The organism is Shewanella mangrovi (genome assembly GCF_000753795.1).
Lineage (GTDB): Bacteria > Pseudomonadota > Gammaproteobacteria > Enterobacterales > Shewanellaceae > Shewanella > Shewanella mangrovi.
The window spans coordinates 198,001-224,231 of sequence record NZ_JPEO01000005.1; the positions used below are offsets into that span (position 1 = coordinate 198,001).

Here is a 26,231-nt window from a genome sequence, read left to right on the forward strand (position 1 = left end):
CTATTCTAGTGGCCTACGCTAAAGCGGGTTAATGGTCAGTCGCACATCGGCTTGCGGTAAGGTCAGCACCGCCTGGCTATGCCACTTGTCCGACTGTTGATATTCCACCGAGGCGATCAGTTTATCATCACGGCGCAACTGCCGACACAGGGCTTTACCACATTGTTGTTCACTGAGCTCAGCACCGCTGATGGCCTGTTGCAGCGCAGCCTGTGGCCAATACACCAATTGCAGCATCGCCACTAAATAGTCGGCACGAAACTGCTCTCCCAGCAACATGCTTTGTTCACTACTCAATGTATGACCATCAAATTGCAGGGTAAACAACGCCTGTCCCAAGGGCGCTAAGCCGATGATGGTCATGTTCTGCGGCGTTAATGCTAACGACATGGTGAGCTGTTGTTGCTTATCGTAGCGTTTAAGTGTCACCAATTGGGTGAGTTCATCTGCTGGTGGCGCACTATGTTGCCATGGCAGTGGTGCAAGGCACTGATTGACGTCAGCAGCGAGCGTAATACAGCTGTGCTGTGACTGGCGCAATTGCTGACAGCCGCTGAGTAACATCACGATTAATATCAATATCATCCTGCTCATGGCGACTCCTGCAATGTGTCAGCATCAGGCTTACTGAGTACGAACTGTAGCGCTAACAGTAGCGTGAACAGTATGCCTAACGTGAGCGTTTGCCCAAAAGCTGCAATCGCATGCGTTTGGCTAATGCCCAACAAGCCAAAGGCCAATAATGTGGAGATGGCTGACAGCAATACGGCGAGCATAACCGACGCCGTTTGCTGCCCGGCATTGGCAAAAAACAGACTGTAATCGACACCAATACCAAAAACCAAGATCAAGGCTAACGCGTGGAACAGGGTTAACTCAGCGCCGCCCCATCCAAGGCTACCTAGGGTCAGGAGTGTTGTCAGTATCGGCACCAGCGCGATCCGTAATCCTTGGGATTTGCCATAACGCCATACAAACAGCAATGCGGCGATCATCAGCGTTGCCGCCAGCAGCAGCATAGTTAACAGCCGGAAATGGGCCATGGTACGTGAGATATCAGCGACCTTATCCACCAGTGTTATGCCAGTGAACTGCTGCGAAATGTGTGCGATGGCGCTGAGCTGATGAATGCCGCCAAGCAGCACTATGGCGGCATATTCATGCTGATTTGCCAGCCACAACTGCGCCAAACCACTTTGCTGTGCGGCAGACGTTTGCAGCCAGGTGTCGATTTCTAAGCGAGGACTGTGTTGATACTGCTGCGTGAGTGCGGTGGCAATACTGCCATCTAAGCCTAACTGCGGTAACACCTGTGCAAGGTGTTGATAGAGTAGACCTTGCAATTGATGATTTTGCTGCTGTGTTTGTTCACTCGGTACAAAGCGCGACAGCGAGACAAAACTGCCCAATTGCTGTTGCTGCACTAACTTCGTCAGCGGGTCACTGACCTGCTCTAAGCGTGTTAACAATTCCTGCTTGGAATCGGCGCGTACCAGCAGAAACTGGTTATCGGTGCCGCCGCTAAGTAGCTGCCGCAGTTGCTGTTCCTGCTGGGTAATATCCGCCGGGCTTTGTTGTAACTGGCGTACATCGTCATTACTGCTAAGTCGCCAACTCCCCGCCGCAATCAAAATCACCAACAGCCAACACCATGTTGTTGATAAGCGATGTTGCGGCAGGTAAGCGCTAAAGCGTTGTGCCCAGCGTAACGCGCGACTGCGTTGCAGTAAGCGGCTATTGGCCAATAAGGGATAAGCTAGCCACAAGGTCAGCCAAGTGAACACTAAGCCGGAGGCGCAAAACAGTGCCACTTGGCGCATACCGGGAAACGGCGTAAACGCGAGGGCAATATAGGCAATTACACTACTCAGTAATGCCAAACTCAAGGTGGGCATTATGTGTCGTAAACTGCTGACCGCTGACTCATCTCGGCTTGTTTGTTGTTGATGCTCAGCCCGTTGTAATCGGTCGCAATAAAAATGGAAGCTGTAATCAATAGCGATGCCCACTAGGCTGGTACCAAACACTAAGGTCAGCAGGTGCAGTTGTTGAAACGCGGTGAGCGTTACTGCCGTGGCTACGATAAAACTGCTGGTTAATGTCAGTAGTGCAATCGCGAGCGGCATCAGCGAACGAAAACACCAAAGAACTAACAGCATCACACCAAGCAGCGAAATACCACCAATCACACTGATCTCCTGCTTAGCACTTTGGGTGGCAGCCGCGGCGTGAAATAGGGCCCCCGCTGTTAGCACGCTGATATCCTTTGGTAAGCCAGACAAGGCCAGATTCAGCGCGGTGAGCTGTTGCTGCTGCGCTTGAGGATTAAAGGCTGAACCTGCGCCTTTCGCACTGATCACCGCAGCATAACCTTGCCCTGTGGCGCGCAATAAAATGCCATCTTGTTGCTGATAATCTTGTCCGCCCGCGAGTGACTGCAGCCAATCGGGAAAAAGTAACAGCGGATCATTTGCCAGTAATGCACTATTGGCGCTACCAAATGGATTGTAGAGCTGCTGTTGAGCGTTCTCGATGAGTGGTGCAAGTTGTTGCCGTTGCAACAGCTGCCGTTGCTCAGTGGTGAGCAGTTGCATACGGTAGGGGAAATAAAAACTCGCTAACGTTTGCAGTGAGTTTGGAGCGCTGTAGATATCGTCAAAGGCATCACTCTGTTTAAGCTGGTCGATGACGAGTTTGGCCGCGCTAACCGCTACCGCTTGCTGGTCGGCCTGTAACGCTAAATAGATGCGGTTGGCAAATTGCTGTTCTACGCGCGCCTGCGCTTGTTTGACTAACGAGTCTTGGTTGATATTGGGCAACATTGCCAGAATATCAGTTTCAATACGCGCGCCGTGTTGCCATTGCCACAGGCCGGTAGCACTGATCAATATCAGCAAAGCTAACCATAGCGAGAACCCCAGCCGCGCGTTAGGCATTATTTAGCGCCTGCCGCGTTGAATCGTGCTTGCTCAGCGGCGGTTAGCGCACCTTGTTGCACGTTAAGTAATTTGATTTCGCTAACATCTTGCTGCCGTCCTAACATCACTATGCGTTGCACCTCGTGATTGCCCAGCAAGACGATACGAGGCAGTAACTTGCTCAGTTCTGCATCGCTAGCGATTAAGCCTAAACGCCAGGGTTCAGCCGCCGCGGCGGGTTGCAGATAGAGCGTAAAATGTTGCTGTAAAAAATCGATATCAGCGCTCAAGAGTGCTCGCATCAGTTGCTGCAGTAAACTGCCCAGTTGTGACGGCGCAGCACTCGTACTTTGCTGACTGATATTACCCTGGCTATCGACCTGCGTCAGCGATTGCCCCTGCAAGATAAGCGTGGTGGCAAACGGCTGCAGTTGTTGCCAGTAAAAGCCAAGCTTGGGTGAAAACAGAAATTGCCCCTGACTCTGCAGCGGCTTCTTCAAGACCGTCAGCCAACGGGTTTGCTGAAATTGGCCGCGACTGGCTTGGGCAATTTGTAGCTGATGCATCAAATCCGTCAGCGCTGCAGTGGTGGCGGGCTGCTTGAATAATTCGTTGTAGTCGTCAGCTGTTGGTCGCAGCTCTGCGGCGCTAGCAGTGTGGAGCCACATTAACGCCGCTAGCATCAATGGCACTTGTTTAGCGAATTTCGCTATGGTGTTGGCAAAACTGCGCCACCGTCTCCTGCTCATTGTGCCTCCAGATAAGGCGCTAATCGCTCACGAAATACTGCCGGAGTTTCAAAGCATAACTCTTTGCTCTGCATCTCGACCGCCGCTTGAATGCTATAGCCCTTGGTGGTGCGCTCGCCACTGGCAATATCAAAAATCTGATACTGAATCTTCAACCGGTTTTCCCATTCCACTAGATGGGCTTCGATGCGGATTTTCTGCTCAAAGGTCGTGGGTTTGACATATTTGACTTGGGTATCGACGATCGGCCACATATAGCCTGACGCTTGCATCTGGCGATAGCCGTAATTGAGTTTTTCCAGCAACTTACAGCGGGCAACTTCAAAATACTTGAGGTAATTGCCGTGCCAGGTGATACCCATGGAATCGACGTCAAAAAACGGCACCTCCATCTCGACCGTTACGGTCAGTATTGATTTCATTGTGGCACCTCCCATACGGCTTGTTGGATCTTGGCCAATGTATCACGCAGCGTTTGTTCGAGCGGACGATCTTCCTCAACTAATGGCAATTCTGCGGTCAGTTGGTTGAGCAATGTCGACAGCGACGGACTCAACTCCTGTTCACTGAGCTCGGCCTGACGTAGGCGTAATCTGATGCCCTGACTGACGGCCAGCAATGCGGCACTGGCGACTTGTTCGGTTAAGGTCAGCACTCGCAGTGCATCGCGCGCAGCGATTGTGCCCATACTCACCTTATCTTGGTTATGGCATTCGGTGGAGCGTGAAAACACGCTAGCAGGCATGGTCAGTTTCAATGCTTCGGCAGTCCACGCTGAGCAACCGATTTGCACCGCTTTAAAGCCGTGATTAATCACTTGCCGTGGCCCTTGGCTACCGGAGAGATTCGCAGGCAAGCCATTGTTAAATTTCGGGTCCATCAGCAGCGCCATCTGGCGATCCAGCAAGTCGGCTAAATTGGCGACGGCATTCTTAAGCGAATCCATCACAAAGGCGATATGGCCACCATAGAAATGGCCGCCATGCAAAATATGTTCGCCTGCTGCATCCACAATCGGGTTGTCGTTGGCACTGTTCAGTTCGGTTTCAATGAACTGACGCATAAACGGCTGCGCATCGACTAACACGCCGATGATATGAGGCGCGCAGCGGATTGAATAACGATCTTGCAAGCGATTGGCATTACGTGGGTGCTGATGATGTTGCAGATCATCGCGGATCCACTTAGCCACTTGCATCTGCCCCGGATGCGGTTTGGCATTAAACAGAATTTCATCAAAATGATGACTGTTGCCTTGCAGTGTGATGGACGCCAACGCGGTAATCCGCGCACACAGGCGTGCTAAGTAATCTGCGCGTTGATAGGCCAAGCAGGCTAAGGCAGTCATCACCGCTGTGCCATTCATCAATGCCAGCCCCTCTTTAGGGCGCAGTACTAGCGGGGTGATATGCAGCTGCTGATAAACCGCGGCAGTCTCTTGAATCTCATTATTGAACAGCACTTGCCGCTCGCCTTGCAGCACTGCCGCTAAGTAAGAGAGTGGGGTTAAATCCCCACTGGCGCCAACAGAACCTTCTTCGGGAATGAGCGGTACTATGTTGCGGTTAAGCAGTTCCGTCAGGCGTTGCAATAGGGCGTAGCTGACGCCGGATTTGCCTTGTGCCAGCGAATTTAGGCGACAGACCATGACCGCGCGGGCTTGCGCTGAGCTGAGATGTTGCCCCATGCCACAGCCATGAAAACGGGTCAGGTGCAGCGGCAGTTCTGCGACCAATGCTTGGTTAACTGCGACGGTACAGGAGTCGCCATAGCCAGTTGTGACGCCATAAACAACGCCTTCTTCGGCCAGTAAACTATCGATAAATTGCGCGCCGCGTTCAATGCTAGCCACGTATGCAGGCTGGTCATTGAGTTGCACAGAAGCGCCGGCAGCGACCGCCGCAACTTGGGCAATGGTTAACGTTTGTTGGCCAACGATAATCGGGTCAGCAACATGGCTCATTTATCTTCCTCACGGCTCAGCGCGCTATCTTGGCGCCAAAAGTCATAAAAATTAAACCACTGCAGTGGTGCACGTAGCGCCATTTGTTCTAAACGCTCAGCATAAACGCGGCTAGCTTGCTGCAACCTTGCTGCTCGCTCAGCTCTTGCGCCAGTTAACGGTGCCGCAAAAGGTGTTAACTCAACGCTATAACGGCCGTTCTCGCGAATACAAAACAGGGTGTAAACCGGGCAATCGAGTAACCCTGCCAGAATAAACGGCCCTTCAGGGAAGGCAGCGGCTTCGCCTAAAAATGGTTGATATTGCACGCGGCCAATACTGTGGCGTGAGGTGCGATCGGCAGCAATCACGACCAACTCTCCAGCATCAATCTTTTGTTGTAACAACATCGCGGTGGCCGGGCTTAACTCCGATACCTGCAGTAGATTGAGTTGGCTGTCGGGATTGAGCTGTTTAATGAGTTGATTGAAGTTAGCGCTGTGGTCGGTCATCACCATCACATTGACTTTGATTTGTCGCTGATGGATAGAGATAGCGCGACACAACTCAATATTGCCGATATGCGACACCAGTAATACCGCGCCACGGCCAGACGCGAGTTGTGCGGCTAACTGCTCTTTGTCAGGGAAATCGACCTGGCTGAGGGTGATGCGATCGCACCAAGCATCAACACGATCTAAAGCGGCATTACCAAAACTAATAAAGTGACGCAGGCTGTCGCGCCAACTGAGGGATTCGCCAAGATCAGGATGTTGCGGCTTCAGCCGCTTTACGCGTTGTAAAAAGTCTTGTGATGCATGCCGGGCGGCTTTACCACTGACAAAGAAATAGACGATAACCGGATACATAATCAGTCGCGCCAACCAGTGCCCGCCTAAGCGGTAACAGGCCAGCAAAATCTTCATACCGAGCAAGCTGCCGCGCTCACTGATACTGGACCAGTGCTGTGTTGGGTGCGCTGCATCATCAGTATTGGCAAATTTCTGGCCGCTTAATTTGCGGCGCAACATGCCAAAAAGCAACCGCGTGTGCATCTTGCTGATCAGCCAGTTGTCGGCAAAGCCGCGAAAGTGGCTAACGCCGTTGTCCGGGTAGATCACCTTGGTGGGCAAGTGCAATGTGGGGACACCGCGCCAAAACAGGCGCACCATAATTTCAGTATCGAAATCCATACGTTCGCCAATCGGCTCACCGCTTTGCATCAGTTCATGACACGCCGCTAACGGATAAATACGAAAGCCACACATCGAGTCTTGGATTTGCAAGCTGAGGGTTTCAATCCACACCCAAAAATGGGTGATATAACGGCCATAGAGCCGCGCTTTCGGAATCGACTCATCATACTGCGGCTGGCCGCTGATTAAGGCGTGTGGCTGCTGCTCCGCTTTGGCAATCATTAATGGAATATCCGCCAGATTATGTTGGCCATCAGCATCCACCTGCAGCGCGTGTGAATAACCTGCCTGCCATGCGGCATTGAGCCCGGTTAGCACTGCGGCACCTTTACCACGGTTATAGGGATGGGTGATGAGCGTCACCCAATCATGCCGCTGTGCCAGTTCGGTGAGCAGATAGCGGGTGCTGTCATCAGAACCGTCATCCACCAAAAAACAAGGCAAGCCTAACGGCGCTAATGCCTCTAGGGTGGCGGCGATATAGTGCTGATGGTTGTAATTGGGAATGACCAGCGCCAGCTTCATGGATTGGCCTCTGTGCCAAAGGCAATACGGCCAGAGGCGAAGCGACGTTCGCCATCGGTTAAACTGAATTGCAGTTTTTGCTTCGCAACATCGTGTTTGATGGTCAGGGTAACTTGTGTGTTTGGCACAATCAGTTGCTGAAATTTCAAGACTTCAATCTGGGCAATTGCCAGCGGATAACCGAACTGCTGACATCCCATGCGCACCGCCCAATCGAGTTGGACCACGCCCGGCAGGATAGGATGATCGGGAAAATGGCCTGCAAATGCAGGATGATCGGCTGCAATCTGCAGTCGCCAACTGGCGCTGCAGGCATCGCTTTGATGTTCAAGAACGTGAGGAAGTTGAGATTTAGTCATTATCAAACAGCTGCAGTATCTCCTGCAGACGAATTTTTCCTTGAGGATCCTGCGGCAGTTGCGCCGGATAACGCCAACGACGTGGTAGCGTGACCCGCTCAAACTGGTTTAACAGATGATTTTTCAGGGCATTGTTGACGCTGAGTTTACCATTGCTGTTCAGCTCAACTTTACCCGCATCTGAGAGTTCGACTACAGCGCCGAGTTGTTGTCTTTGCCCTTCCAGCAGCACCAGATAACTTTGTGCTACCCAGGGGTGACTATTGAGTAGAGTCTCCATCTGCACCAGCGATAGTCGCTTCTCTTCAATTTTGACGACTCTGTCCAAACGGCCTTCGAGGCGGAATAAGTCTTCGCCTAACAGTGTGATGCTGTCGTCACAGCGTAATTGTTGGTCGTCGGCAAGGTAGGGCGATTTGAGCAGCAGTGCGCCATCGCTTTCATCACGAGCGATTTGCATCGGGGCGAATGCCTTCCAGGCGGTTTCGGCACTATGTTGCCTGCGGTAGGCGATGCCACCCGTTTCGGTGCTGCCATAGACTTCAATGGGTAAGCTGGCAAAGACTTGGCGAATCCCCTGCGCTGCCTCCAGCGGCAGTGGACCACCTGAGCTAAAAATCAGACTCGGGACTTGGTGCTGGCGCTCAAAATTAAGTGCCTTCGGTAAGCGTGTGAGTTGCGCAGGGCTGCTGATAAGACATAGGTTAGGAAATAGCGCCATGTAGTAGCCCAAGGTTTCGGGATACTCGACTAAGTCACTTAAAAATGGACGGCTGGCTGCGAGTGGCCACAAAATCTTAAACAGCAAGCCATAGATATGCTGGTGGGTCACGGTGGCCACGACACTGCAATGTGGCAGATGTTTGGCAAAGGTTTGTTCCAGCACAGAAACTTCCGCATCAAGCTGGCGCAAGGTTTTACGCACCGCTTTGGGTTGGCCACTGGAACCTGAGGTAAACAGCAATAATTCGCCGTAATCTTGTCCCGCTGCCAAGCTTGGCCACGCATAACTCCCGGCGATATTTTGTTTGCGCAATGGCAGATATTCACCACTATCACTGAGCGGTTGATCGGCTAACACACCATCAAATTCGCTTGCCAGTTGGCTGATGCTGCCGGGTTGCGTGTTTGCAGGCAAAATCAGTTGCTTGCCCGCGAGCAAGGCGGCACACAGGCCGACTGCAAATAAGTCACTTGATTCGCAGGCTAAAAGCCAGCGTTTTGCCGGTGATTGCAGCAGCTGCTGGTGTAGCTGATGCACTTGATTGGTAAACAGAGTCCCGGTCACGATATCGTGATGGTTAAAGCTAATCAGCTGTTGCGGCGCCGGACCTTGATCCAACCAAGTTTTCAGTAACTGTGTCATAACCGTCTCTTACGATCTTGTCAGCCAAAAGTGGCGGTACAACCATTCTCCGCCGGCTAATGTGCCTATCAATAGATAGGCAATGAAGCCATTGTAGAGCGTCCATGTCTGTATGCTGCTGCAGGTAGCCGTGTATAACGCTGCACTGCCATTAATGACAAATAAGCCACACCAAAGCCGGGTGACGTTACGCAGATAGGGACGAGCACTATCCGGTAAGTCGGGCTCTGTGATCCGCGCTAAGCGCTCCACCATACAGGGCGTTTTCCACAGCGACCCCGCAAATAGCACGAGCATGGCGGCATTTATCACCAGTGGATAAAACAGCAGCCATTGTTGTTGCTTGGCAATCGCGCTACCTATGGTTAACGCTAAGCCCAGGATTAGCGGCGCAATGAGCGCTTTTACTTGCTGCCTTTGCAACATTAAGCGTAGTAACAATAGTGCTGCGATGACCAGCGCCAGCAGATTACCTGGCAGATATTGCAAACCGAAATAGACTGCAAGCGGATAGCCAAGAAGTAGTATCAAGGTCAGAGCTTGCAGCAATGCGGTCATTATTCCTGAACCAACTGCGCTATCGCATCGACAACATCGCCAACCGTCCGCACGCTTTTAAAGGCTTCTGGCTGGATCTTCTTGCCCGTGATCTGCTGCAGCTTAATCACCAGATCGACTGCATCGATGCTGTCTAAATCTAAATCTTGGTACAAAGAGGCCGTTTCGGTGATATCGTCGGCATCAATTTCAAATTCATCTTGCAGAATGCGACTCAGCATCTGCAGTATCTGTTCACGGTTTTGCATCACGTTGCTTACGTCCGTTGTGATTCGATAAAATTGGCTAAACTGGCCACGCTATAAAAATACTCGCGCGTCGCCTCAGAGTTGGCTTCCAGCTTGACATCAAACTGCTTTTTAATTGCCAAGCCCAGTTCTAAGGCGTCGATGGAGTCCAGTCCTAAGCCGTCGCCAAACAGTGCTGCATCGGTGTCGATGTCTTCAACCGTCACATCCTCGAGGTCGAGACTGTCGATAATCAATTGCTTGATTTCGTTATGTAAGTTCATAGTGCTCATGTAGTCGTTGTCGATAATAAAATTCGAGATCCCGCGTTAGCTGGCGCGCTTGCTTCGCATGGATCACGTCATCCTCTAAGGTGCTGGCATGGAATATTTCACCAGTACTGACCTGCATTTCGATAGTGCGACGCGGGATAGCGTACCAAGGATCTTGTTTGGTTAATCCAGCATTGTGCACTTTTAGCACCACAGGTAATAGAGGTGCAGCGCAACGCAGCGCGATATTGGCTGCACCGCGGGCAAAATCATTGATGACCGCGCCTTTTTGGGTGCGTGTGCCTTCAGGGAAAACAATCAGATTGGTGCCGCGTCGCAGCACCTGCTGGCAATCTTCGAGCAACAGCTCTGCGCTGCGATTGGGAATATATCCGGCTGCGGAAACAACACCGCGTAGGAAAGGATTACGCCATAGCCCCTGTTTAACGATACAGCCTGCATTGGGCATTAAACTGATCAGCACCACTACATCAATCAAGGTTGGGTGGTTGGCGATGACGACCAGACTTTCAGCCTGCTGCAACTGACTAGCACAGTGAGCGTCCACTTTCACCACCTTAGCTAAGGTGAGTAACTGCACCATGCCGCGAAACATCAGATGTACCGCCTTTTGCACCCGCTTGATACGAACATCGGGGCTACCGGGCCAATATTTTAGCAGCGGCAAAATGGTCAGCGAGCTCAGCAAACCGCCAACACCGAACGTTATATAGCAGCCAATACCGGCAAGCCAGCGCAGACAGTAGCGGCTATTCATGCACGGCTCCAAAGCTCAACTGCCACTGTTGTCGTCCAATCTGTCCCGCTATGGGTTGCTGAGTGGCGAGCGCTTGCAGCAATTCTCCGTAGCAGAGGGCTGAATGAGGGGGCTGAGATGCGCCGTGTGTGTCGATACTCAGCTGTGCGACAGCGTTCGCTTCCGCTTCTTTGTTAGTCAGTAGCATGGCTAACGCCAGCGGATACTCAAGTTCATCTGTGTAGGCGTCATAGATGGGCGGCACTGGGTCATCGCCATACACTAACAACACTGGCTTATCGCCGCTTGCCAGTTGGGCATAGGCTTCTACCATTGCTTGCGCCAAGGTTTCACTGCCGGCCGCAATCGAAGTCGATGCTTGTTGGTTACCGCTGACGATGCCAAACAGGCCACTGGCAGTATTGTGTACTGATTGACTAAAGGCGGTAGGAGAGAGTGGTTGTTTGGCAATGATATCTTCTAACAAGCCAATAGTACGATTCAGTTCACCGTGGCGTGAGGCAAAGATTGAATGGCATTGTGGCGGTGCATCGGCAGCAAACGCGACATGCAGCATCATTTTGCTGAGACGACTAAAGCGTCGGCGCTGCATAGAGGGAACTTGTGAGAGTGATGGTGCACTGTTATCGAGCGACTGGGCGGCCGTTGCCTTTTGCCAGTCTCGCCAGCTAGCGTTTTGCTGATATGCTGGAGACCAAGCGCTCCAAGAAAGAATATTGAACTGTAACAGCACTGCTAACCTCGTCGCTTAACACCATTCCCTGAGGACAAAAATTAACATCTCATTCGATGTCGTCGCCGATAGTCGTTATCCGCGAGTGCCAGCACTATGTTGCTGCACGGTTCGGGCGAGTATTCTACACCGGATAAAGTGGTGGTTTGAAGGCATTTTGTTAACGGCAGTGATAACCGTTAACAAAATGCACAATTAAGCAGTGAAGGCGAAAAACAAACGCAGAAATGGCTTAAGATCCATTAATGGTGCTGTGGGCAACAGTGACTACTGGTTCATGATCTCCAGTAGGCGGCGCATCACTTTTTTCACCTTGCGGGTATTCTCTGGCCCCATGCGGATCAGCAACTTTTGCGCATTAGGCAGTGCTTCCAACTTGGGATCAACAAACTGGTAGTTCACACTGATGGAATACAACTCGATAGGTTGCTCAATCACAGGCGTAGCGAGCAATTCTTTCATCGCCTCTTTCAGTCGACTATCGAAGCTCATGTCGGGATAGCCCAGTTCGGCGAAGGCTTGCTCTAACAATGGCGACAGTCGTTTGTAAGTGGTGACTAACTGCTCATCATCCAAACCGGTAAGAAAATCGGCGTAGACATCATAACGATGATAACTATCAGGATTCAGATAGGTTTTATTGGTGATGTCAGTGACCGTAAAGCTCTGGCTTGGCGCCTGCAGTGGACTGGTTTTTCGTGCCAGTTGACCTTGGGCGATATTATCGACGAACACCACAAATTGGCGCACCATATCGCTGTTGTTCAGTAGCGGATCGATTGCCATACCATCAGCCATCGCAATCACTTTGTCATGCACATAGGTGTCGCTTTCATTCAGCTCTGGCAGTGGCTCCGCTTTTGGTACTTCTGTTTCAGCGACTGTAGGTGTTGGTTCTGCTGCTGGAGCGGCCTCTGGCTCTGGCACATTGGCTTCTGTCACTAATGGTTCTGCTGGCGCTGGCTCAGGCAACGCGACTTCAGTACGCGTTTGTGGCTCACCGTCTTGATCATCTGTGCTCCAGAAATAGTATCCCGCACCGACAACAATCAGAATCACTGCTGCAATAGCCCAACCTGTGGCAGCGGAATTGGCACGCTGCGGTTGTGGTGCGATTCTGTCTTCTTCATTGACTTGCATGAAATATCCTTAAATTAAACTCATTGAGCCTCGTGTGACACGAAGTTTCCATTCTGCAAATATTGATTTTGTTGTCTAGCAAGCCTCGACTACACAACAACATTTATTTTCATTCTGGGAGCTTGCTTCAGTGATTATGGTTGCACAATATTTAACCGTGACTGAACAAGCGCTACTCAAGCCTGTACATATTGTTGCCGATCTCCTAGCCAGCGCTCAATAATCGCATCAACATTTTCTGGTACCTGTTGCATGACATGATTAGCCAGCTTTTGTATATGCGGAATTAAGGCTTGATCCCTTACTAGATCAGCGACTTTCATATCGGCTAATCCGGTTTGCCGTGTACCAAGCACTTCGCCGGGACCGCGGATCTCCAAATCCTGCTGAGCAATGACGAAGCCATCGTTGCTCTCGCGCAGCACTCCAAGGCGTTTGGTAGCCGTTTTCGACAGTGGTGCCTGATACAATAAGACACAATGACTGGCGATGGCGCCACGCCCGACGCGGCCGCGTAACTGATGCAATTGGGCTAAACCAAGACGCTCAGGGTTCTCGATAATCATCAGGCTGGCGTTGGGCACATCGACACCCACTTCAATCACCGTTGTGGCCACTAAAAGATTAATCTCGCCCCGCTTAAAACTGTCCATGACCGCTTGCTTATCGGCGCTTTTCATGCGGCCATGCACTAATCCAATCTGCAGTTGTGGCAGCGCTTCACTCAATTCTTGATAGGTATCTTCTGCGGCCTGACATTGCAGTACTTCGGACTCATCAATCAGCGTGCAGACCCAATAGGCCTGACGACTATCTTCGAGTGCGGCTGAGCGGACACGCTCGATAATATCTTGCCGCCGTGAATTAGCGATAGCGACCGTGGTCACTGGCGTTCGACCCGGTGGTAACTCATCAATTATCGAGGTATCTAAATCGGCATAGGCCGTCATTGCCAAGGTACGTGGAATAGGGGTGGCAGTCATGATCAATTGGTGTGGATAAAAGCCCTGTTGAATCCCTTTTTCGCGCAGACCAAGGCGTTGATGTACACCAAATCTGTGTTGCTCATCGATGATGATAAGGGCTAACCGCTGAAACTGTACTTGTTCCTGAAAAATCGCGTGGGTGCCGATCACCATCTGTGCCCGACCTTCACGAATATCCTCTAGTGATTGCTCACGCGCTTTTCCCTTGAGTTTCCCGGCGAGCCAACCGACTTTCAGACCCAGAGGGGCAAACCAGTTGCTAAAGTTTAGCGCGTGTTGCTCCGCGAGCAGTTCGGTTGGCGCCATCATGGCCACTTGATAGCCATTTTCAATCGCTTGCAGTGCGGCCATGGCGGCGACAAGCGTTTTACCTGAACCGACGTCTCCTTGCACCAAACGCATCATTGGATGGGGCTGACTGATGTCTTGCGCAATATCTGCCACTACGCGCTGTTGTGCGCCGGTGGGACTAAACGGCAACGAGGCCAAAAATGGCGTCATTAACTGACCGGTAGTTTTGAGACTGACCGCTTTATCGCGCTCACCGCGTTGTCTCAGTTTCAGCATGCTGAGATTGTGCGCAAGCAGTTCTTCCTGCACTAGACGTTGTTGGGCCGGATGGCTGCCTTGGAGTAACTCAAATTGATCTATGCTCGCTGGTGGGCGGTGCATGATACGGATGGCCTGCGCTAGACTCAGTTGATTGGGTCGTAACGACGCTGGCAGTAATTCGGTTAATGCACCTTCCTGCAGCAGTTTCAGTGCTTGTTCGGTCAGCTTCATCCAACTGGCTTGGCGCAGCCCTTCCGTTGTGGGGTAGACTGGCGTTAACGAATCACTCAGCTTCGCTGGTTCATCTGCTTGAAGAATTTTGTACTCGGGATGGATAATTTCAGCATGCTGATTGCCACGCCGGATTTCACCATAAGCGCGAATACGCAACCCGTTTTGCATGCTGTTACGCTGCGCTGCCGAAAAATTGAAAAAGCGTAAGGTGAGTGCGCCGGTATCATCGCGTACGTTGCACACCAGCATGCGCTTGCGGCCGTTAACGATTTGGGTCGATTGGATTTCCGCTTCAATTGTGCCGTAATTACCAAGGTTTAACTCTGCGATTGGGTAAATACGGGTGCGATCTTCATAGCGCAGTGGCAGGTGGAACAGTAAATCCTGTACGGAATGAATCCCCAACTTATTGAGCTTTTCTGCCATTTTAGCGGCAACGCCTGTGAGTTGGTTGATGGGAAGTTGATCCAGCCGTTGCAAGGTCTGATTACCGGATTACTGTGGATTTATACATATAGTATCAAACCCGGCAGCTTTGACAATGGTGCATTTTTCAACCATCGTCAAAGCCTTAGTGAAAAATCGCCAATTAGGCTGCGGCGTGCGTCACGAGGTAAGCCATATAGCCAACATAGCCCGCTAACAGAACCAAGCCTTCCTTGCGACCGATGCGCATATTGCTCATCGCAAACGGCAACACCAAAATGGCCAGAATGAGCATGACCGAGAAATCTAAGATGCTAAAACCTGTTGCCGCAATGGGATGCACCAGCGCAGTAACGCCAAGAATACAAAGAATATTGAATAGGTTAGAGCCAACGACGTTGCCGATGGCAATATCGCTTTGACCTTTTAGCGCGGCAACCACAGAGGTGACTAGCTCCGGCATACTGGTGCCAATGGCGATAATGGTCAAACCGATCACAGCTTCGCTAATACCAAAAGCGCGCGCCAGTTCAACCGCACCATCAACAAACAAAATGCCACCGCCCACTAAACAGGCGATGCCCACCAGAATCAATACCGCAGATAACCAAGGATTACGCGGGCCGGCTTCAATCTCTTCCGCATCTTCATCGCTGGAAATGCGATAGCTATGCCACAGAAACACCAGTAGTAAGCCAAATAGTACCAGCCCGTCAATCCACCCCAAACCACCATCAATCAGCAGTAACAGCAGCAGGACTGAGGCACCAATCATAATCGGGATATCACGTTTTACCGTTTGTGACTGTACGCCGATGGGGCGAATAATCGCAGTAAGCGCCAAAATCAGGCCGATATTGGCGATGTTGGAGCCGATCACATTACCTAATGCGATACCAGAGTTGCCCGATAGCGCTGATTTAACACTGACTGCTAATTCTGGAGCGCTGGTGCCAAAAGCCACAATCGTTAAACCAATCACCAACGGTGTGACACCTAAGCGCAAGGCAATGGCGCTCGCGCCACGGACCAAGGCTTCGGCACCCACGGTTAAAATGGTAAAACCACCCAAAATTGCCAGAATAATAAAGGTCATAACAGCTTCCACAAGTCTTGTCAGGCTTGAACTCGCCCGGTTAACACGGCGATAGCAGCGTGTTGTTGGACGTACAAAGTCGGCTATTGTGACATATTCTGTCAGAAAGATCCCAACCTTTGGCGGGATCTTTTACTGAACGTGCTACAGCTCATCTTCCCACTTCACTTCTGCTCCGCGTACGCCTTCAACACGGTCGCTGTAGGCTTTTTCAAGCACGTGGCGTTTGATTTTGAGGGTGGGGGTCAGAATGTCATTTTCGATGGTCCAAGGCTCGGTTACCACAATAATGGCATCGACGGTTTCGTGTGACTCCAGATTAGGATTGACGCTGTCGAGCGTTTCTTTCAGCGAGGTGCGCACCTCTTCGCGCGCTTGTAAGGCAGCCCCTTCGGCAAGTTGTACTAACGCCACCGGATGCGGTAGCCCTGAACCAATCACACAGATCAGCTCTACGTGTGGGTCTTGCGCCAGTTTGCGCTCAATCGGCACTGGCGCAACATATTTGCCTTTAGCCGTTTTGAAGTTGTCTTTCACGCGGCCAGTAATACTAACGCAACCATCGCTATCGATTTCACATAAGTCGCCAGTTTTAAAATAGCCTTCTTCATCAAACGCAGCAGCGGTTGCTTCAGGGGCTTTATAGTATTCCCGCATCAGGCTAGGACTTTTAACCAGTAACTCACCTTCAGGCGACTGCTTGATCTTACAGCCAAGAATAGGCTTGCCCACGGTACCAATTTTGCTGGCATCAAACGGGTGATTGATGATGGAGTAGGCACAGTTTTCCGTCATACCCCAAGCTTCGCAAATATCGAGGCCAATACTGTGGTACCACTCGACCAACGACGGCGGTATTGGTGCTGAACCCGAGCCCAGCAGTCGTACTTTATCCAGCCCTAAACCTTGGTGGATTTTGCGCTTTACCAGCCAGCCCAGTAACGGAATTTTGAGTAAGGTCTGCAGCTTCTTGAAGCTGCCGACTTTATCGATGATGTTTTTCTGAAACAGCGTCCACAGCCGAGGCACCGAGAAGAAAACGGTTGGGCGCATTCGCTGCACGTCGGTAACGAAGGTCTCCAAGCTCTCGACAAACGCCACCGGACAACCGGCATAAAAGGATGAGCCTTCTATCGCCACTCGTTCCGTAATATGTGCCAATGGCAGATAGGATATCAGCCGGTCATTACTGTCAGCTTTTAGGTCGCGCACCACTGCGTTACAGGTCCAGCTATAAGCGCCAAAGGTTTGCACGGCACCTTTAGGTTTGCCGGTCGAACCTGAGGTGTAGATCAGCGTCATCACTTGGTCTTCGGTGGGCGCCTCGGCATCAATTAATGGCGCGCCGAGATTTAATAGTTGTAACCACTGATATTGTGCCGGCATGGTTTCGTAGGGCAGGGCCAAGCGCAGAATATCACCACCGACTCCCGGTTCTTGATCGGGCCAATGATCCAATTTACCCACGAAGATTGCTTTGGCACCGCTGTGCTCCAGTACGTAGCGAATGGTGTCTGAATTAGCGGTTGGGTAGATAGGAACACTAATATATCCGCCATACATCAGCGCTAGATCGGTAATAAACCATTCGGCGCAATTCTTGGAAAGTAGCGCGATTTTATCTCCGGCATTGTAACCAAGATGTCGAAGTGCCCCCGCGATTTGCTGAACGGCACTATAAACTTGTTGCCAAGTGTAATCTTTGTATTGTCCTCGCACCGGTTGGCGCAGATAGATTTCACTGCCCTGAGTTGATGCCCATTGACTCAACATGTCGACCGGACTGCGGTAACTGGTTGCCATAGGCGAGCCCCTTAATTATTAGTTTGTTATTGAGTAAGGTGAACTGGCTTACAGCATTCCCCACACCATGCTATTCGCCAAGAACTTTCTGTTTTTTATCAACAAAAGTACCTTACCAAGTATGGAAGGCGCGCATTAAGGCTGCAAATATTTATCGCGGTTTGTTCAGCAAAAAACAGTATGAGGAGATGAGATTTCTAGCATGCGGGCATAAAAAAGGGCACCTCAGTGCCCATTCTTTTGCGTTTACCACTGCTTTACAGTGCAGCGATAGCGTCCATTTCAACCTGAACGTCTTTTGGCAGTTGCTTCACACCGATAGCTGCGCGAGCAGGATATGGCTCGCTGAAGTAACGGCCCATCACTTCGTTCACTTTAGCGAAGTTAGCTAAATCGGTCATAAAGATGTTGAGCTTAACGATATCAGCCAGTGACCCACCTGCCGCTTCACAAACGGCTTTGAGGTTTTCAAACACTTGCACCACTTGGGTTTCAAAATCTTCACCCGCAACTTCCATGGTGGCTGGCACCAAAGGAATTTGACCCGATAGATACAAGGTTGAACCTACTTGTACCGCTTGAGAATAGGTGCCGATAGCGGCGGGGGCTTTGTCGGTTGCAATAATTTTCTTGTCTGCCATAACGCACAATTTCCTTGTTATTACCTGTTACGGGAGGTGCGTAATACTTCGGGCAATACCCGAATACGACGCATCACATTCGCCAGATGAACACGATCACGTACCGAAATCCGCAAATGGATGAGATAGACACGGCCATCGCGTTCTTCGGTACTAATATTCGAAATATTGGAGCCTTCTGCGGCGATAATATTGGTAATTTTCGCCAATACCCCTTGGTGATTCACAATCTCGATGCGCAGGTTGGCTTGGTACTCAGCGCCTTCAACCGTATCCCACTGTACCGGGATATATTTGTCTGGCTCGGTTTGATAACCGCGAATGTTAGCGCAGTTTTCCATGTGCACCACCAGACCTTTACCTGGGCTGACATAAGCCACCACAGCATCGCCAGGAATTGGGCGGCAGCAGTTACCAAAGGTCACCAGCATGCCTTCGGCACCGCGAATTGGCATCAGTTTGCTATCGTCAGCGCTGCGGTTAGGATCAATGTTCTCGCCTTTCAAGCGCTGCGCAATCAGCAAGCCCATGGCATTACCTAGGCCAATGTCGGCCAGCAGCGCATCAAAATTCTCGTGTTTGGTATCTTTGACGACCTTGCTGATCTGTTCAGTCGTAAAGGTTTCCAGCTTGGTGTCGCCCAGCGCATGGTTCAGCAGTCGTTTACCCAATGCGATAGCTTCATCCTGCTTGAGGAATTTGAGCACTTGGCGAATTTTTGAGCGCGCTTTGCCCGTCACCACAAAGTTGAGCCAAGCTGCATTGGGTTTTGCGCCTTTAGCCGTAATGATCTCAACGGTTTGACCGGACATCAGCGGTTGACTCAACGGGTAAGCCTGACGGTTTACGCGAGCGCCCACACAAGTATTACCGACATCGGTATGCACTTCATAGGCGAAGTCGACTGGCGTTGCGCCTACTGGCAATTCCAAAATGCGTCCGTCTGGCGTAAACACATAGATTTCGTCGGGGAACAGCTCAGTTTTGACGTTCTCAACGAACTCAAAAGAAGAAGACGCGCTTTGCTGCAATTCCAGCAAGCTCTGCATCCATTTACGGGCGCGCACTTGTGTAGTCGTGCTGGTAGTTGCAGAGGATGCATCACCGCTCTTATACATCCAGTGTGCCGCCACCCCTTTGTCTGCCATCTGATCCATATCTTCAGTACGGATTTGCACTTCGACGGGCACCCCACGCGGGCCAATCAATGACGTATGCAGCGATTGATAGCCGTTGGCTTTAGGAATGGCGATATAATCTTTAAAACGCAGCGGACGCGGCTTATACAGGCCGTGCATGATGCCGAGTACGCGGTAGCAAGTATCGATAGAGTCGACGATGACGCGAAAGGCATAAATGTCCATCACGTCTTCAAATTTGACCTCTTTAGTGCGCATCTTGTTGTAGATGGAGTAGAGGTTTTTCTCGCGCCCTTTGACCTTGCAGGCCACTTTGGTTTCTTCGAGGCGGCCGCGTATCCCATTTTCGATACTTTGGATCACCTCTTTGCGATTACCGCTGGCGGTACGAACCACTTCTTTGATGACGCGATAGCGCATCGGGTAGTAGGCCTGAAAACCTAAGTCTTCCAGCTCCGTCTTGATATTGTGAATACCCAGGCGGTTGGCAATGGGGGCGTAGATTTCTAACGTTTCGCGGGCGATACGACGACGTTTGTCCGGACGTAAAGCGCCAAGCGTACGCATGTTATGGGTACGGTCGGCCAGCTTGATGAGAATGACACGAATATCCTGCGTCATCGCCAGCATCATCTTGCGGAAGTTTTCCGCTTGCGCTTCTTTCTTGTCGCGAAACTTAATCTTGTCGAGCTTGGAGACACCTTCCACCAACAAGGCGACCGACTCACCAAACAGATTGGCGAGGTCTTCTTGAGTCACATGGGTGTCTTCAATGGTGTCGTGCAGCAAGGCAGCCATCAGCGTCTCGTGGTCGAGACGCATGTCGGCAAGTATATGTGCTACAGCTACCGGATGGGTGATATAGGGTTCACCACTCGTGCGCATTTGCCCTTCGTGGGCATCGCGCGCCACCTGATAGGCCTGCTTGAGTAAATCAACCTGTTCCGGCGCTAAATAGGCGGTAGCGGCTTCTCTCAGACCTTCAAACAGATACAAGTGGTACTACTCCCGATATCGTCGACCTTACAGAGAGGAAGAGTTGTGGCCTTCAGCGATCGCCGCAACCGCTGCGATTTCTGCAGCTTCACGTTCACGAACGCTTTGACGCTCATCGGCTTCCAGAGTCTGACTATTCACCAGACCTTGTTCAATTTCACGCAGTGCGATCACTGTTGGCTTGTCATTTTCTTCTTCAACAAGCGGGTCTTTGCCTTGAACAGCAATTTGACGTGCGCGACGTGCTGCAACCATGATCATGTCAAAACGGTTGCCGATCTGTTTTACGGCGTCTTCTACAGTTACGCGAGCCATGTGTTGGAACTCCAGTGTGTTCGGTGAAAAAATGACGCAAAAGTGTACACGATGACTGTCACTCTGCCAATAGACCCTTAAGCATATCACTGTGGGTGATTGTTTGACTAGCTTGAGTGAGTCGTTGGCTGCGGATAATTGCCCGCAGATCAGTCAGTGCTGTTTCAAAATCATCGTTAACGATGACAAAATCATACTCAAAATAATGGGACATCTCAGATACCGCTTTGGCCATGCGCGAGGCGATTACCTCTTCGCTGTCTTGGCCGCGGCCGGTAAGACGACGTTGCAGCTCGTCACGAGACGGCGGCAGAATGAATACGCCAATCGCTTCTGGCATCTGTTGCTTAATCTGCTGTGCGCCTTGCCAGTCGATATCGAGGAAAACATCAATGCCTTGTGCCAGCGTCTGTTCAATCACGCGGCGTGAGGTTCCATAATAGTTGCCAAATACTTCAGCCCATTCATAAAAGGCTTGTTCAGCAATGAGCTGTTTAAATTCGTCCACTGAGACAAAATGATAATGTTGCCCATGGACTTCGCCCGGACGCGGTTGACGAGTGGTGTGAGACACCGACACCTGCATATCGGCAGGTTGGTCGGCCAGTAGCGCCGCAATCAGCGAAGATTTACCCGCGCCACTCGGGGCGGAGACGATAAACAGATTTCCACGGCTACTCATAGTTACTCAGTCTGCATCAGCGGCCTAAAGGCCAGACGAAAAATAGGGGCGATATTATAGTGCGCTGCGCAATAGTGCGCCAGTACCGCTGACAATTGTGCGCAAATTCGATAGTCTTGCGCCAGTTTTACCGTATCGAAGCGCAACAGAGAGGAAATCGTGTTACTAAGATCACTTATCTGTCTGAAAGGTTATGATCAAGGACTGCGGCATTTGGCGATCAGTCTGGCGGTTTATCTGCTCATTTTGCTGTTATGGGGCATCACAAGCAGTGGTGGCTTTGCCGCTTTTGTGGCGCTGCTGGTTTTACCGATATTATTGGCATCCGCTTGGCGGCGAGTGCGCGATGCTGGACGTCCGCCACTAATGGCCGCCGTAGCGCTACTGCCTTGGTTATTAATTTTGTCCGCCGTGCTCACTATGTCAACTGGGCCAGTATTGTATTGCGCTTTAATACTGGCGTTGGTGCTGCACTTGGGCTTTGCGTTTCTACCTAATGTGGCTGCCAAAGGCGCGCGAGTGCAACGCCATTATGTTCAGGGATATAGCGGCCCGGTAGATCTATCGGTGGCGAAAGCGATGCCGCGGGTAGAACCGACTATTGGTGCTGCCAGCGTCACGCATGATGAACCATTAAATATCAGTACAACCGGTGTCAGCGAGCCGCAACTTGACGCGCATATTGCAGTGACGTCGAACGATACTGGTTTTGCTGAATTGCAACAAAACGTGCGTGCGTTGCTGGCGTGGTTAGCACATTATCGCCAGTGGGTATTGGTCGCGGCGGTTCTGCTGGTTATTTTGATTGGCGTGAGTAGTTGGTGGGTGGCACGCGATGCAGAGCCTGAAGCCATGCCAGTGGCTTCGCAGCCTGTGGTGCAAGACACATCAGCCAGCCGTGAAATCGTGAAGATGCCGGATCATTTCAGCCTGATACTGGAAGGCGACAAGCTGATCATGCAATGGCTCGGCGATACCATGACGCCAGGTAATATGTGGGATTTGGCATCGGCTAGCGGAGATAAACGCTGCGCCGTGATCGCGTTTAACGATGGTTCTGAGTATCGCCCGATGCAGGTCAATATCGTGGCCAACGGTGCGGTAGAAGCGGTGTTTAGTCCGCTGGATACGCAGGCGATAGTCAACGATGTGGCGATGCGCGGCAGCTTCAAACTCTGTGGCTATGATTTTGGCCTCAAAGGTAGTCAGGCCGCACTGCAAGCTAACGACAGTTTTAGTCGTTTATTGAAATAACGACTCGTTGAAACAACTAAGGTAACCCCAATCATGTCGCTTGACGCTCAGCAAATACGGCAGCGGATATTGCCTCATTATGTGCCTACAATGCAGTGCGAAAGTGCGTCGTTAACGCCGTTGGGGAATGGTCACATTAACCATACTTGGTTGCTACGCACAGATACAAGCGCATTGGTATTGCAACGCATCAACACCCAAGTGTTCCCAAAACCTTGGGCAGTGGTCGAAAATGCCGACTTGATTGCCCAGCATCTGCAGCAGCAACAGCAGGCCGGACGTTATGCTTTGCAGCTCACAGTGCCTGTTGCAACGCTCAGCGGTCAGCTCGCGATAGAGGATACTGAGCTTGGCTTTTGGCGAGCGATTTCGCTGGTGGATAACAGCCACAGCATTGAACAAATGCACAATACCGCGCAAGCACACCAAACTGCGGCGGCGTTTGGCGCCTTTGCAGCCGCGTTAGCGGACTTTGACGCGTCACAGCTACAAGCAACCATCAGTGATTTTCGCAACTTAGACGTCAGAATGCGTTTGCTCGAGCAGCAAGTGAACGCCGATCGTCATGGTCGTGTTGCTGAATGTCGGCCGTGGCTGGCGTTCGTTGCGTCTCAGCGTATTTTGCTGACAGAAGTCGCTGACATGGAAGCGCAGTTACCGCTGCGCATCTGTCACAACGACACTAAGATTAATAACCTGTTATTTGACGCTGGCAATAACCCCTGTGCTGTGGTCGATTTAGATACCTGTATGGCGGGTTATTGGATGTATGACTTTGGCGATATGGTGCGCAGTTGTTGTGCCTCGGTAGCGGAAGATTCAACTGAGTTGCAGAATATTAATCTGTTGCCGGATTACTTTACCGCCATCAGTCAAGGCTGGTTGCAAGCCTTAGGCCCACTGATGACACCGGTAGAGCACGATAGCTTATGGCTAGGTGTCAAAGTGGTGACGTTAATGTTGGCGATACGTTTTTTGACTGATCATTTAGATGGCGATCGCTATTTTCGCATTACCCACTCAGGCCATAATCTGCAGCGCGCTATCAATCAATTTACGCTTTATCAGCGTCTGCTTGAACAACAGCATCAGCTACAACCCATACTCATGGCGACATCATCTAAATAACTTTTTATGCAGTAATGGCGATTAAAAAGTCGCTTAAACGCTGAAAAGATTGAATAACTCTGTACGCTTGGTAGTCTAAGAGCAGATTTTACACGGAGTTAACAATTATGACGTTTGCTGAAGCGACCTCCGCGTTCGCCTCTTATGCCTGGGGCCCACATATGCTGTTTTTGCTTGTGGGCGGTGGTCTATTCTTCCTTCTTTATTCTGGCTTTGCGCCGTTTCGTTATCTAAAACACGCAATAAATATTCTGCGAGGCAAATATGATGAGCCAAATGCAGAAGGGCAAATCAGTCATTTAGGCGCGCTCTCTAGTGCAATGGCGGGGACTGTCGGTATGGGCAATATCGGCGGTGTGGCATTAGCAATGGTGGCGGGTGGCCCCGGGGCTATTTTCTGGATGTGGGTTAGTGCCATTGTGGGAATGGCGACCAAATTCTTTACCTGTACCTTAGCGATTATGTATCGCGGTCATGATGATCAAGGCGTGGTCCGTGGCGGCCCTATGTACATCATTACTGAAGGATTAGGGCCAAAATGGAAACCGTTGGCTGTGTTCTTTGCCGTGGTCGGCATGATGGGGAACTTCCCACTGTTTAACACCAATCAGCTAGTGACGATTGTCAAAGAGTGGGTGATTCTCGGCCCTGATAATTTGGGAACAGGCGCGGCAAGCGATCATTTTTGGTTACAGCTGGGGCTGGGCGCCATCATTATGCTGGTGGTAGGTAGCGTGGTGCTAGGGGGGATTACTCGAATTGCCGCAGTGGCCACTAGAGCGGTGCCTACCATGATTTTGATCTACGTTGGCTGCGCGGTTTACGTTATTGGTTCTCACCTTGAGCAGGTGCCCGGTTATCTGGCACAAATCGTGACAGAGGCTTTTTCGATGAAATCCGTTGCTGGCGGCATTCTTGGCACATTGTTGATCGGGGTTAAACGGGCAGCATTCTCAAACGAGGCGGGGATCGGCACTGAGGTGATGGCACATGGTAGTGCCAAGACGGCGCAACCAGTAAAAGAGGGCTTAGTTGCTATGTTAGGCCCGGCAATTGATACGCTGATTGTGTGTACCGCTACGGCGCTGATTATTCTGATTTCTGGCGTGTGGCAGCAAGGGGGCGTCGACGGTATCAGCCTTTCTAGCCGTGCATTTGATCAAACTATGCCGGGCGTCGGGCCTTATCTACTGTTGTTGTGCGTAGTATTTTTCGCCATCACGACGATTATCACCCAGGCATTTTATGGCAGTCAGTGTTTTCGCTTTCTCTGCGGTAGCCGCTATGTGCCAATGTACCAAACCTTCTTTTTACTGACGATTCTGTTTGCAGCAACCACCAGTTTGAGTAATGTGGTTAACTTAATCGATGGCGCTTATGCTTTGATGGCGATTCCTACCATGATTTCTGCGGTGTTGTTGGCACCCAAAGTCAAAGCGGCTGCTAAGCAATACTTTGCTGAGCTTAAACAGCAATAAGCCTATAAATGAAGGGGAAGGAGCGTGGACGGACACTACAGCCAGTTTGATTGGATTGTCTTTGACGCCGATGAAACCCTGTTTCAGTTTGATGCGCAGCGGGGGTTGCAACTGACTTTTGCTCATTACGGCTTTGATTTTTCCGACGCTGAATTTGAGCGTTATAAAGCGGTGAATGTTGCCTTGTGGCAGGCGTACGAACGCGGCGAAGTGGTCGCAGCTGAGGTGCAGGTGCAGCGCTTTGAATATTGGGGCCGACTTCTCAATCAACCACCGGTAATCCTCAACCAACATTATCTCAACACCATGGGCGATATTTGCGAAATGTTGCCCGGTGTCGCCTCCTTATTACAACGGTTAGCGGGCAAAGTACGCCTTGGCATCATCACTAATGGTTTTGCATCATTGCAGCCAGTACGGTTAGCGCGAACGGGAATTGCTGACATCATTGAGATGCTAGTGGTCTCTGAGCTCGTGGGGGCGGCTAAACCGGATGTGGCGATATTTGAACATGCGTTACAACAAATGGGAGATGTATTGCCAGCAAGAGTGTTGATGGTGGGAGATAATCCATTTACCGATATTAAAGGCGGTAATAATGCGGGGATGAAAACCTGCTGGTTAAACGTGACGGGCCGTGCAGTACCTGAAGGTGTCGTACCCACTTGGCAGGTGCCGACGATGTTTCATTTAGAGCAGTTACTGTTTGCCCCAACTGATGTTCTCAGTCGTTAACAT

General features: G+C 51.0%; 25 protein-coding genes. 4 read left to right on the forward strand and 21 right to left on the reverse strand.

Annotation, left to right across the window (positions count from 1 at the left end):
* Window positions 1–18: 18 nt before the first annotated feature.
* The 21 genes from HR45_RS09540 to gmk form a co-directional block, all read right to left on the reverse strand.
* Window positions 19–594, reverse strand: a complete 576-nt coding sequence (locus HR45_RS09540) for a DUF3261 domain-containing protein (RefSeq protein ID WP_037442290.1) — start codon at window positions 592–594, stop codon at window positions 19–21.
* Window positions 591–2,936: an MMPL family transporter gene (locus tag HR45_RS09545; RefSeq protein WP_037442293.1), complete on the reverse strand. Its 2,346-nt coding sequence runs from the start codon at window positions 2,934–2,936 to the stop codon at window positions 591–593. The genes HR45_RS09540 and HR45_RS09545 overlap by 4 nt, the downstream gene beginning before the upstream one ends.
* Window positions 2,936–3,667, reverse strand: coding sequence for an outer membrane lipoprotein carrier protein LolA (locus HR45_RS09550; protein ID WP_052074648.1), 732 nt, complete (start codon window positions 3,665–3,667; stop codon window positions 2,936–2,938). The genes HR45_RS09545 and HR45_RS09550 overlap by 1 nt, the downstream gene beginning before the upstream one ends.
* On the reverse strand, window positions 3,664–4,089 hold the full coding sequence (locus tag HR45_RS09555) for an acyl-CoA thioesterase (protein ID WP_037442295.1): 426 nt from the start codon (window positions 4,087–4,089) through the stop codon (window positions 3,664–3,666). Before HR45_RS09555 ends, HR45_RS09550 begins: the two co-directional genes overlap by 4 nt.
* Window positions 4,086–5,630, reverse strand: a complete 1,545-nt coding sequence (locus HR45_RS09560; RefSeq protein WP_037442297.1) for an HAL/PAL/TAL family ammonia-lyase — start codon at window positions 5,628–5,630, stop codon at window positions 4,086–4,088. The genes HR45_RS09555 and HR45_RS09560 overlap by 4 nt, the downstream gene beginning before the upstream one ends.
* Entirely contained in the window at window positions 5,627–7,330 is a 1,704-nt protein-coding gene (locus HR45_RS09565; RefSeq protein ID WP_037442299.1) for a glycosyltransferase family 2 protein, read from the reverse strand. Before HR45_RS09565 ends, HR45_RS09560 begins: the two co-directional genes overlap by 4 nt.
* Window positions 7,327–7,689 carry a 3-hydroxyacyl-ACP dehydratase FabZ family protein gene (locus HR45_RS09570; RefSeq protein WP_037442302.1) on the reverse strand — a complete coding sequence of 121 codons (363 nt, stop codon included), beginning with the start codon at window positions 7,687–7,689 and terminating at the stop codon, window positions 7,327–7,329. Before HR45_RS09570 ends, HR45_RS09565 begins: the two co-directional genes overlap by 4 nt.
* Window positions 7,682–9,055, reverse strand: a complete 1,374-nt coding sequence (locus tag HR45_RS09575) for an AMP-binding protein (protein WP_037442304.1) — start codon at window positions 9,053–9,055, stop codon at window positions 7,682–7,684. Before HR45_RS09575 ends, HR45_RS09570 begins: the two co-directional genes overlap by 8 nt.
* Before the next feature lie 9 nt (window positions 9,056–9,064).
* Window positions 9,065–9,613, reverse strand: a complete 549-nt coding sequence (locus tag HR45_RS09580; protein WP_037442306.1) for a COG4648 family protein — start codon at window positions 9,611–9,613, stop codon at window positions 9,065–9,067.
* Window positions 9,613–9,861: an acyl carrier protein gene (locus HR45_RS09585; RefSeq protein WP_037442308.1), complete on the reverse strand. Its 249-nt coding sequence runs from the start codon at window positions 9,859–9,861 to the stop codon at window positions 9,613–9,615. The genes HR45_RS09580 and HR45_RS09585 overlap by 1 nt, the downstream gene beginning before the upstream one ends.
* An 8-nt stretch (window positions 9,862–9,869) precedes the next feature.
* On the reverse strand, window positions 9,870–10,124 hold the full coding sequence (locus HR45_RS09590) for a phosphopantetheine-binding protein (RefSeq protein ID WP_037442310.1): 255 nt from the start codon (window positions 10,122–10,124) through the stop codon (window positions 9,870–9,872).
* Window positions 10,111–10,890 (reverse strand): lysophospholipid acyltransferase family protein, encoded by a 780-nt coding sequence (locus HR45_RS09595; protein WP_052074649.1) that lies wholly within the window; start codon window positions 10,888–10,890, stop codon window positions 10,111–10,113. Before HR45_RS09595 ends, HR45_RS09590 begins: the two co-directional genes overlap by 14 nt.
* Window positions 10,883–11,623 (reverse strand): beta-ketoacyl synthase chain length factor, encoded by a 741-nt coding sequence (locus tag HR45_RS09600; protein ID WP_037442314.1) that lies wholly within the window; start codon window positions 11,621–11,623, stop codon window positions 10,883–10,885. The genes HR45_RS09595 and HR45_RS09600 overlap by 8 nt, the downstream gene beginning before the upstream one ends.
* A 267-nt stretch (window positions 11,624–11,890) precedes the next feature.
* Window positions 11,891–12,763 carry a DUF3014 domain-containing protein gene (locus HR45_RS09605; protein WP_037442316.1) on the reverse strand — a complete coding sequence of 291 codons (873 nt, stop codon included), beginning with the start codon at window positions 12,761–12,763 and terminating at the stop codon, window positions 11,891–11,893.
* Window positions 12,764–12,939: 176 nt separating this feature from the next.
* Window positions 12,940–15,015, reverse strand: coding sequence for an ATP-dependent DNA helicase RecG (gene recG, locus HR45_RS09610; protein WP_037442318.1), 2,076 nt, complete (start codon window positions 15,013–15,015; stop codon window positions 12,940–12,942).
* A gap of 109 nt (window positions 15,016–15,124) precedes the next feature.
* Window positions 15,125–16,057 (reverse strand): calcium/sodium antiporter, encoded by a 933-nt coding sequence (locus HR45_RS09615; protein WP_037442320.1) that lies wholly within the window; start codon window positions 16,055–16,057, stop codon window positions 15,125–15,127.
* Window positions 16,058–16,201: 144 nt separating this feature from the next.
* A complete protein-coding gene (locus tag HR45_RS09620; protein ID WP_037442322.1) occupies window positions 16,202–17,860 on the reverse strand; it encodes an AMP-binding protein in 1,659 nt (552 codons plus the stop codon).
* 257 nt (window positions 17,861–18,117) lie between these two features.
* Window positions 18,118–18,501, reverse strand: a complete 384-nt coding sequence (locus HR45_RS09625; protein WP_037442324.1) for a RidA family protein — start codon at window positions 18,499–18,501, stop codon at window positions 18,118–18,120.
* A 20-nt stretch (window positions 18,502–18,521) separates the two neighbouring features.
* Window positions 18,522–20,636, reverse strand: coding sequence for a bifunctional GTP diphosphokinase/guanosine-3',5'-bis pyrophosphate 3'-pyrophosphohydrolase (gene spoT / locus HR45_RS09630; RefSeq protein WP_037442327.1), 2,115 nt, complete (start codon window positions 20,634–20,636; stop codon window positions 18,522–18,524).
* Window positions 20,637–20,663: 27 nt separating this feature from the next.
* Window positions 20,664–20,951 (reverse strand): DNA-directed RNA polymerase subunit omega, encoded by a 288-nt coding sequence (gene rpoZ / locus HR45_RS09635; protein WP_037442329.1) that lies wholly within the window; start codon window positions 20,949–20,951, stop codon window positions 20,664–20,666.
* 58 nt (window positions 20,952–21,009) lie between these two features.
* Window positions 21,010–21,633 carry a guanylate kinase gene (gene gmk, locus HR45_RS09640; protein ID WP_037442331.1) on the reverse strand — a complete coding sequence of 208 codons (624 nt, stop codon included), beginning with the start codon at window positions 21,631–21,633 and terminating at the stop codon, window positions 21,010–21,012.
* 159 nt (window positions 21,634–21,792) lie between these two features.
* On the opposite strand from gmk, the gene HR45_RS09645 reads away from it, so the two are divergent.
* The 4 genes from HR45_RS09645 (at window position 21,793) to yjjG (ending at window position 26,228) form a co-directional block, all read left to right on the forward strand.
* Window positions 21,793–22,887: a hypothetical protein gene (locus tag HR45_RS09645; protein WP_063355106.1), complete on the forward strand. Its 1,095-nt coding sequence runs from the start codon at window positions 21,793–21,795 to the stop codon at window positions 22,885–22,887.
* A 33-nt stretch (window positions 22,888–22,920) separates the two neighbouring features.
* Window positions 22,921–24,015: a phosphotransferase gene (locus tag HR45_RS09650; protein ID WP_037442333.1), complete on the forward strand. Its 1,095-nt coding sequence runs from the start codon at window positions 22,921–22,923 to the stop codon at window positions 24,013–24,015.
* Window positions 24,016–24,122: 107 nt separating this feature from the next.
* The gene (locus HR45_RS09655; RefSeq protein ID WP_037442335.1) at window positions 24,123–25,493 is read left to right on the forward strand and encodes an alanine/glycine:cation symporter family protein; all 1,371 of its coding nucleotides are present in this window, start codon (window positions 24,123–24,125) and stop codon (window positions 25,491–25,493) included.
* A gap of 24 nt (window positions 25,494–25,517) precedes the next feature.
* Window positions 25,518–26,228, forward strand: coding sequence for a pyrimidine 5'-nucleotidase (gene yjjG, locus HR45_RS09660; protein WP_037442337.1), 711 nt, complete (start codon window positions 25,518–25,520; stop codon window positions 26,226–26,228).
* Window positions 26,229–26,231: the final 3 nt, after the last annotated feature.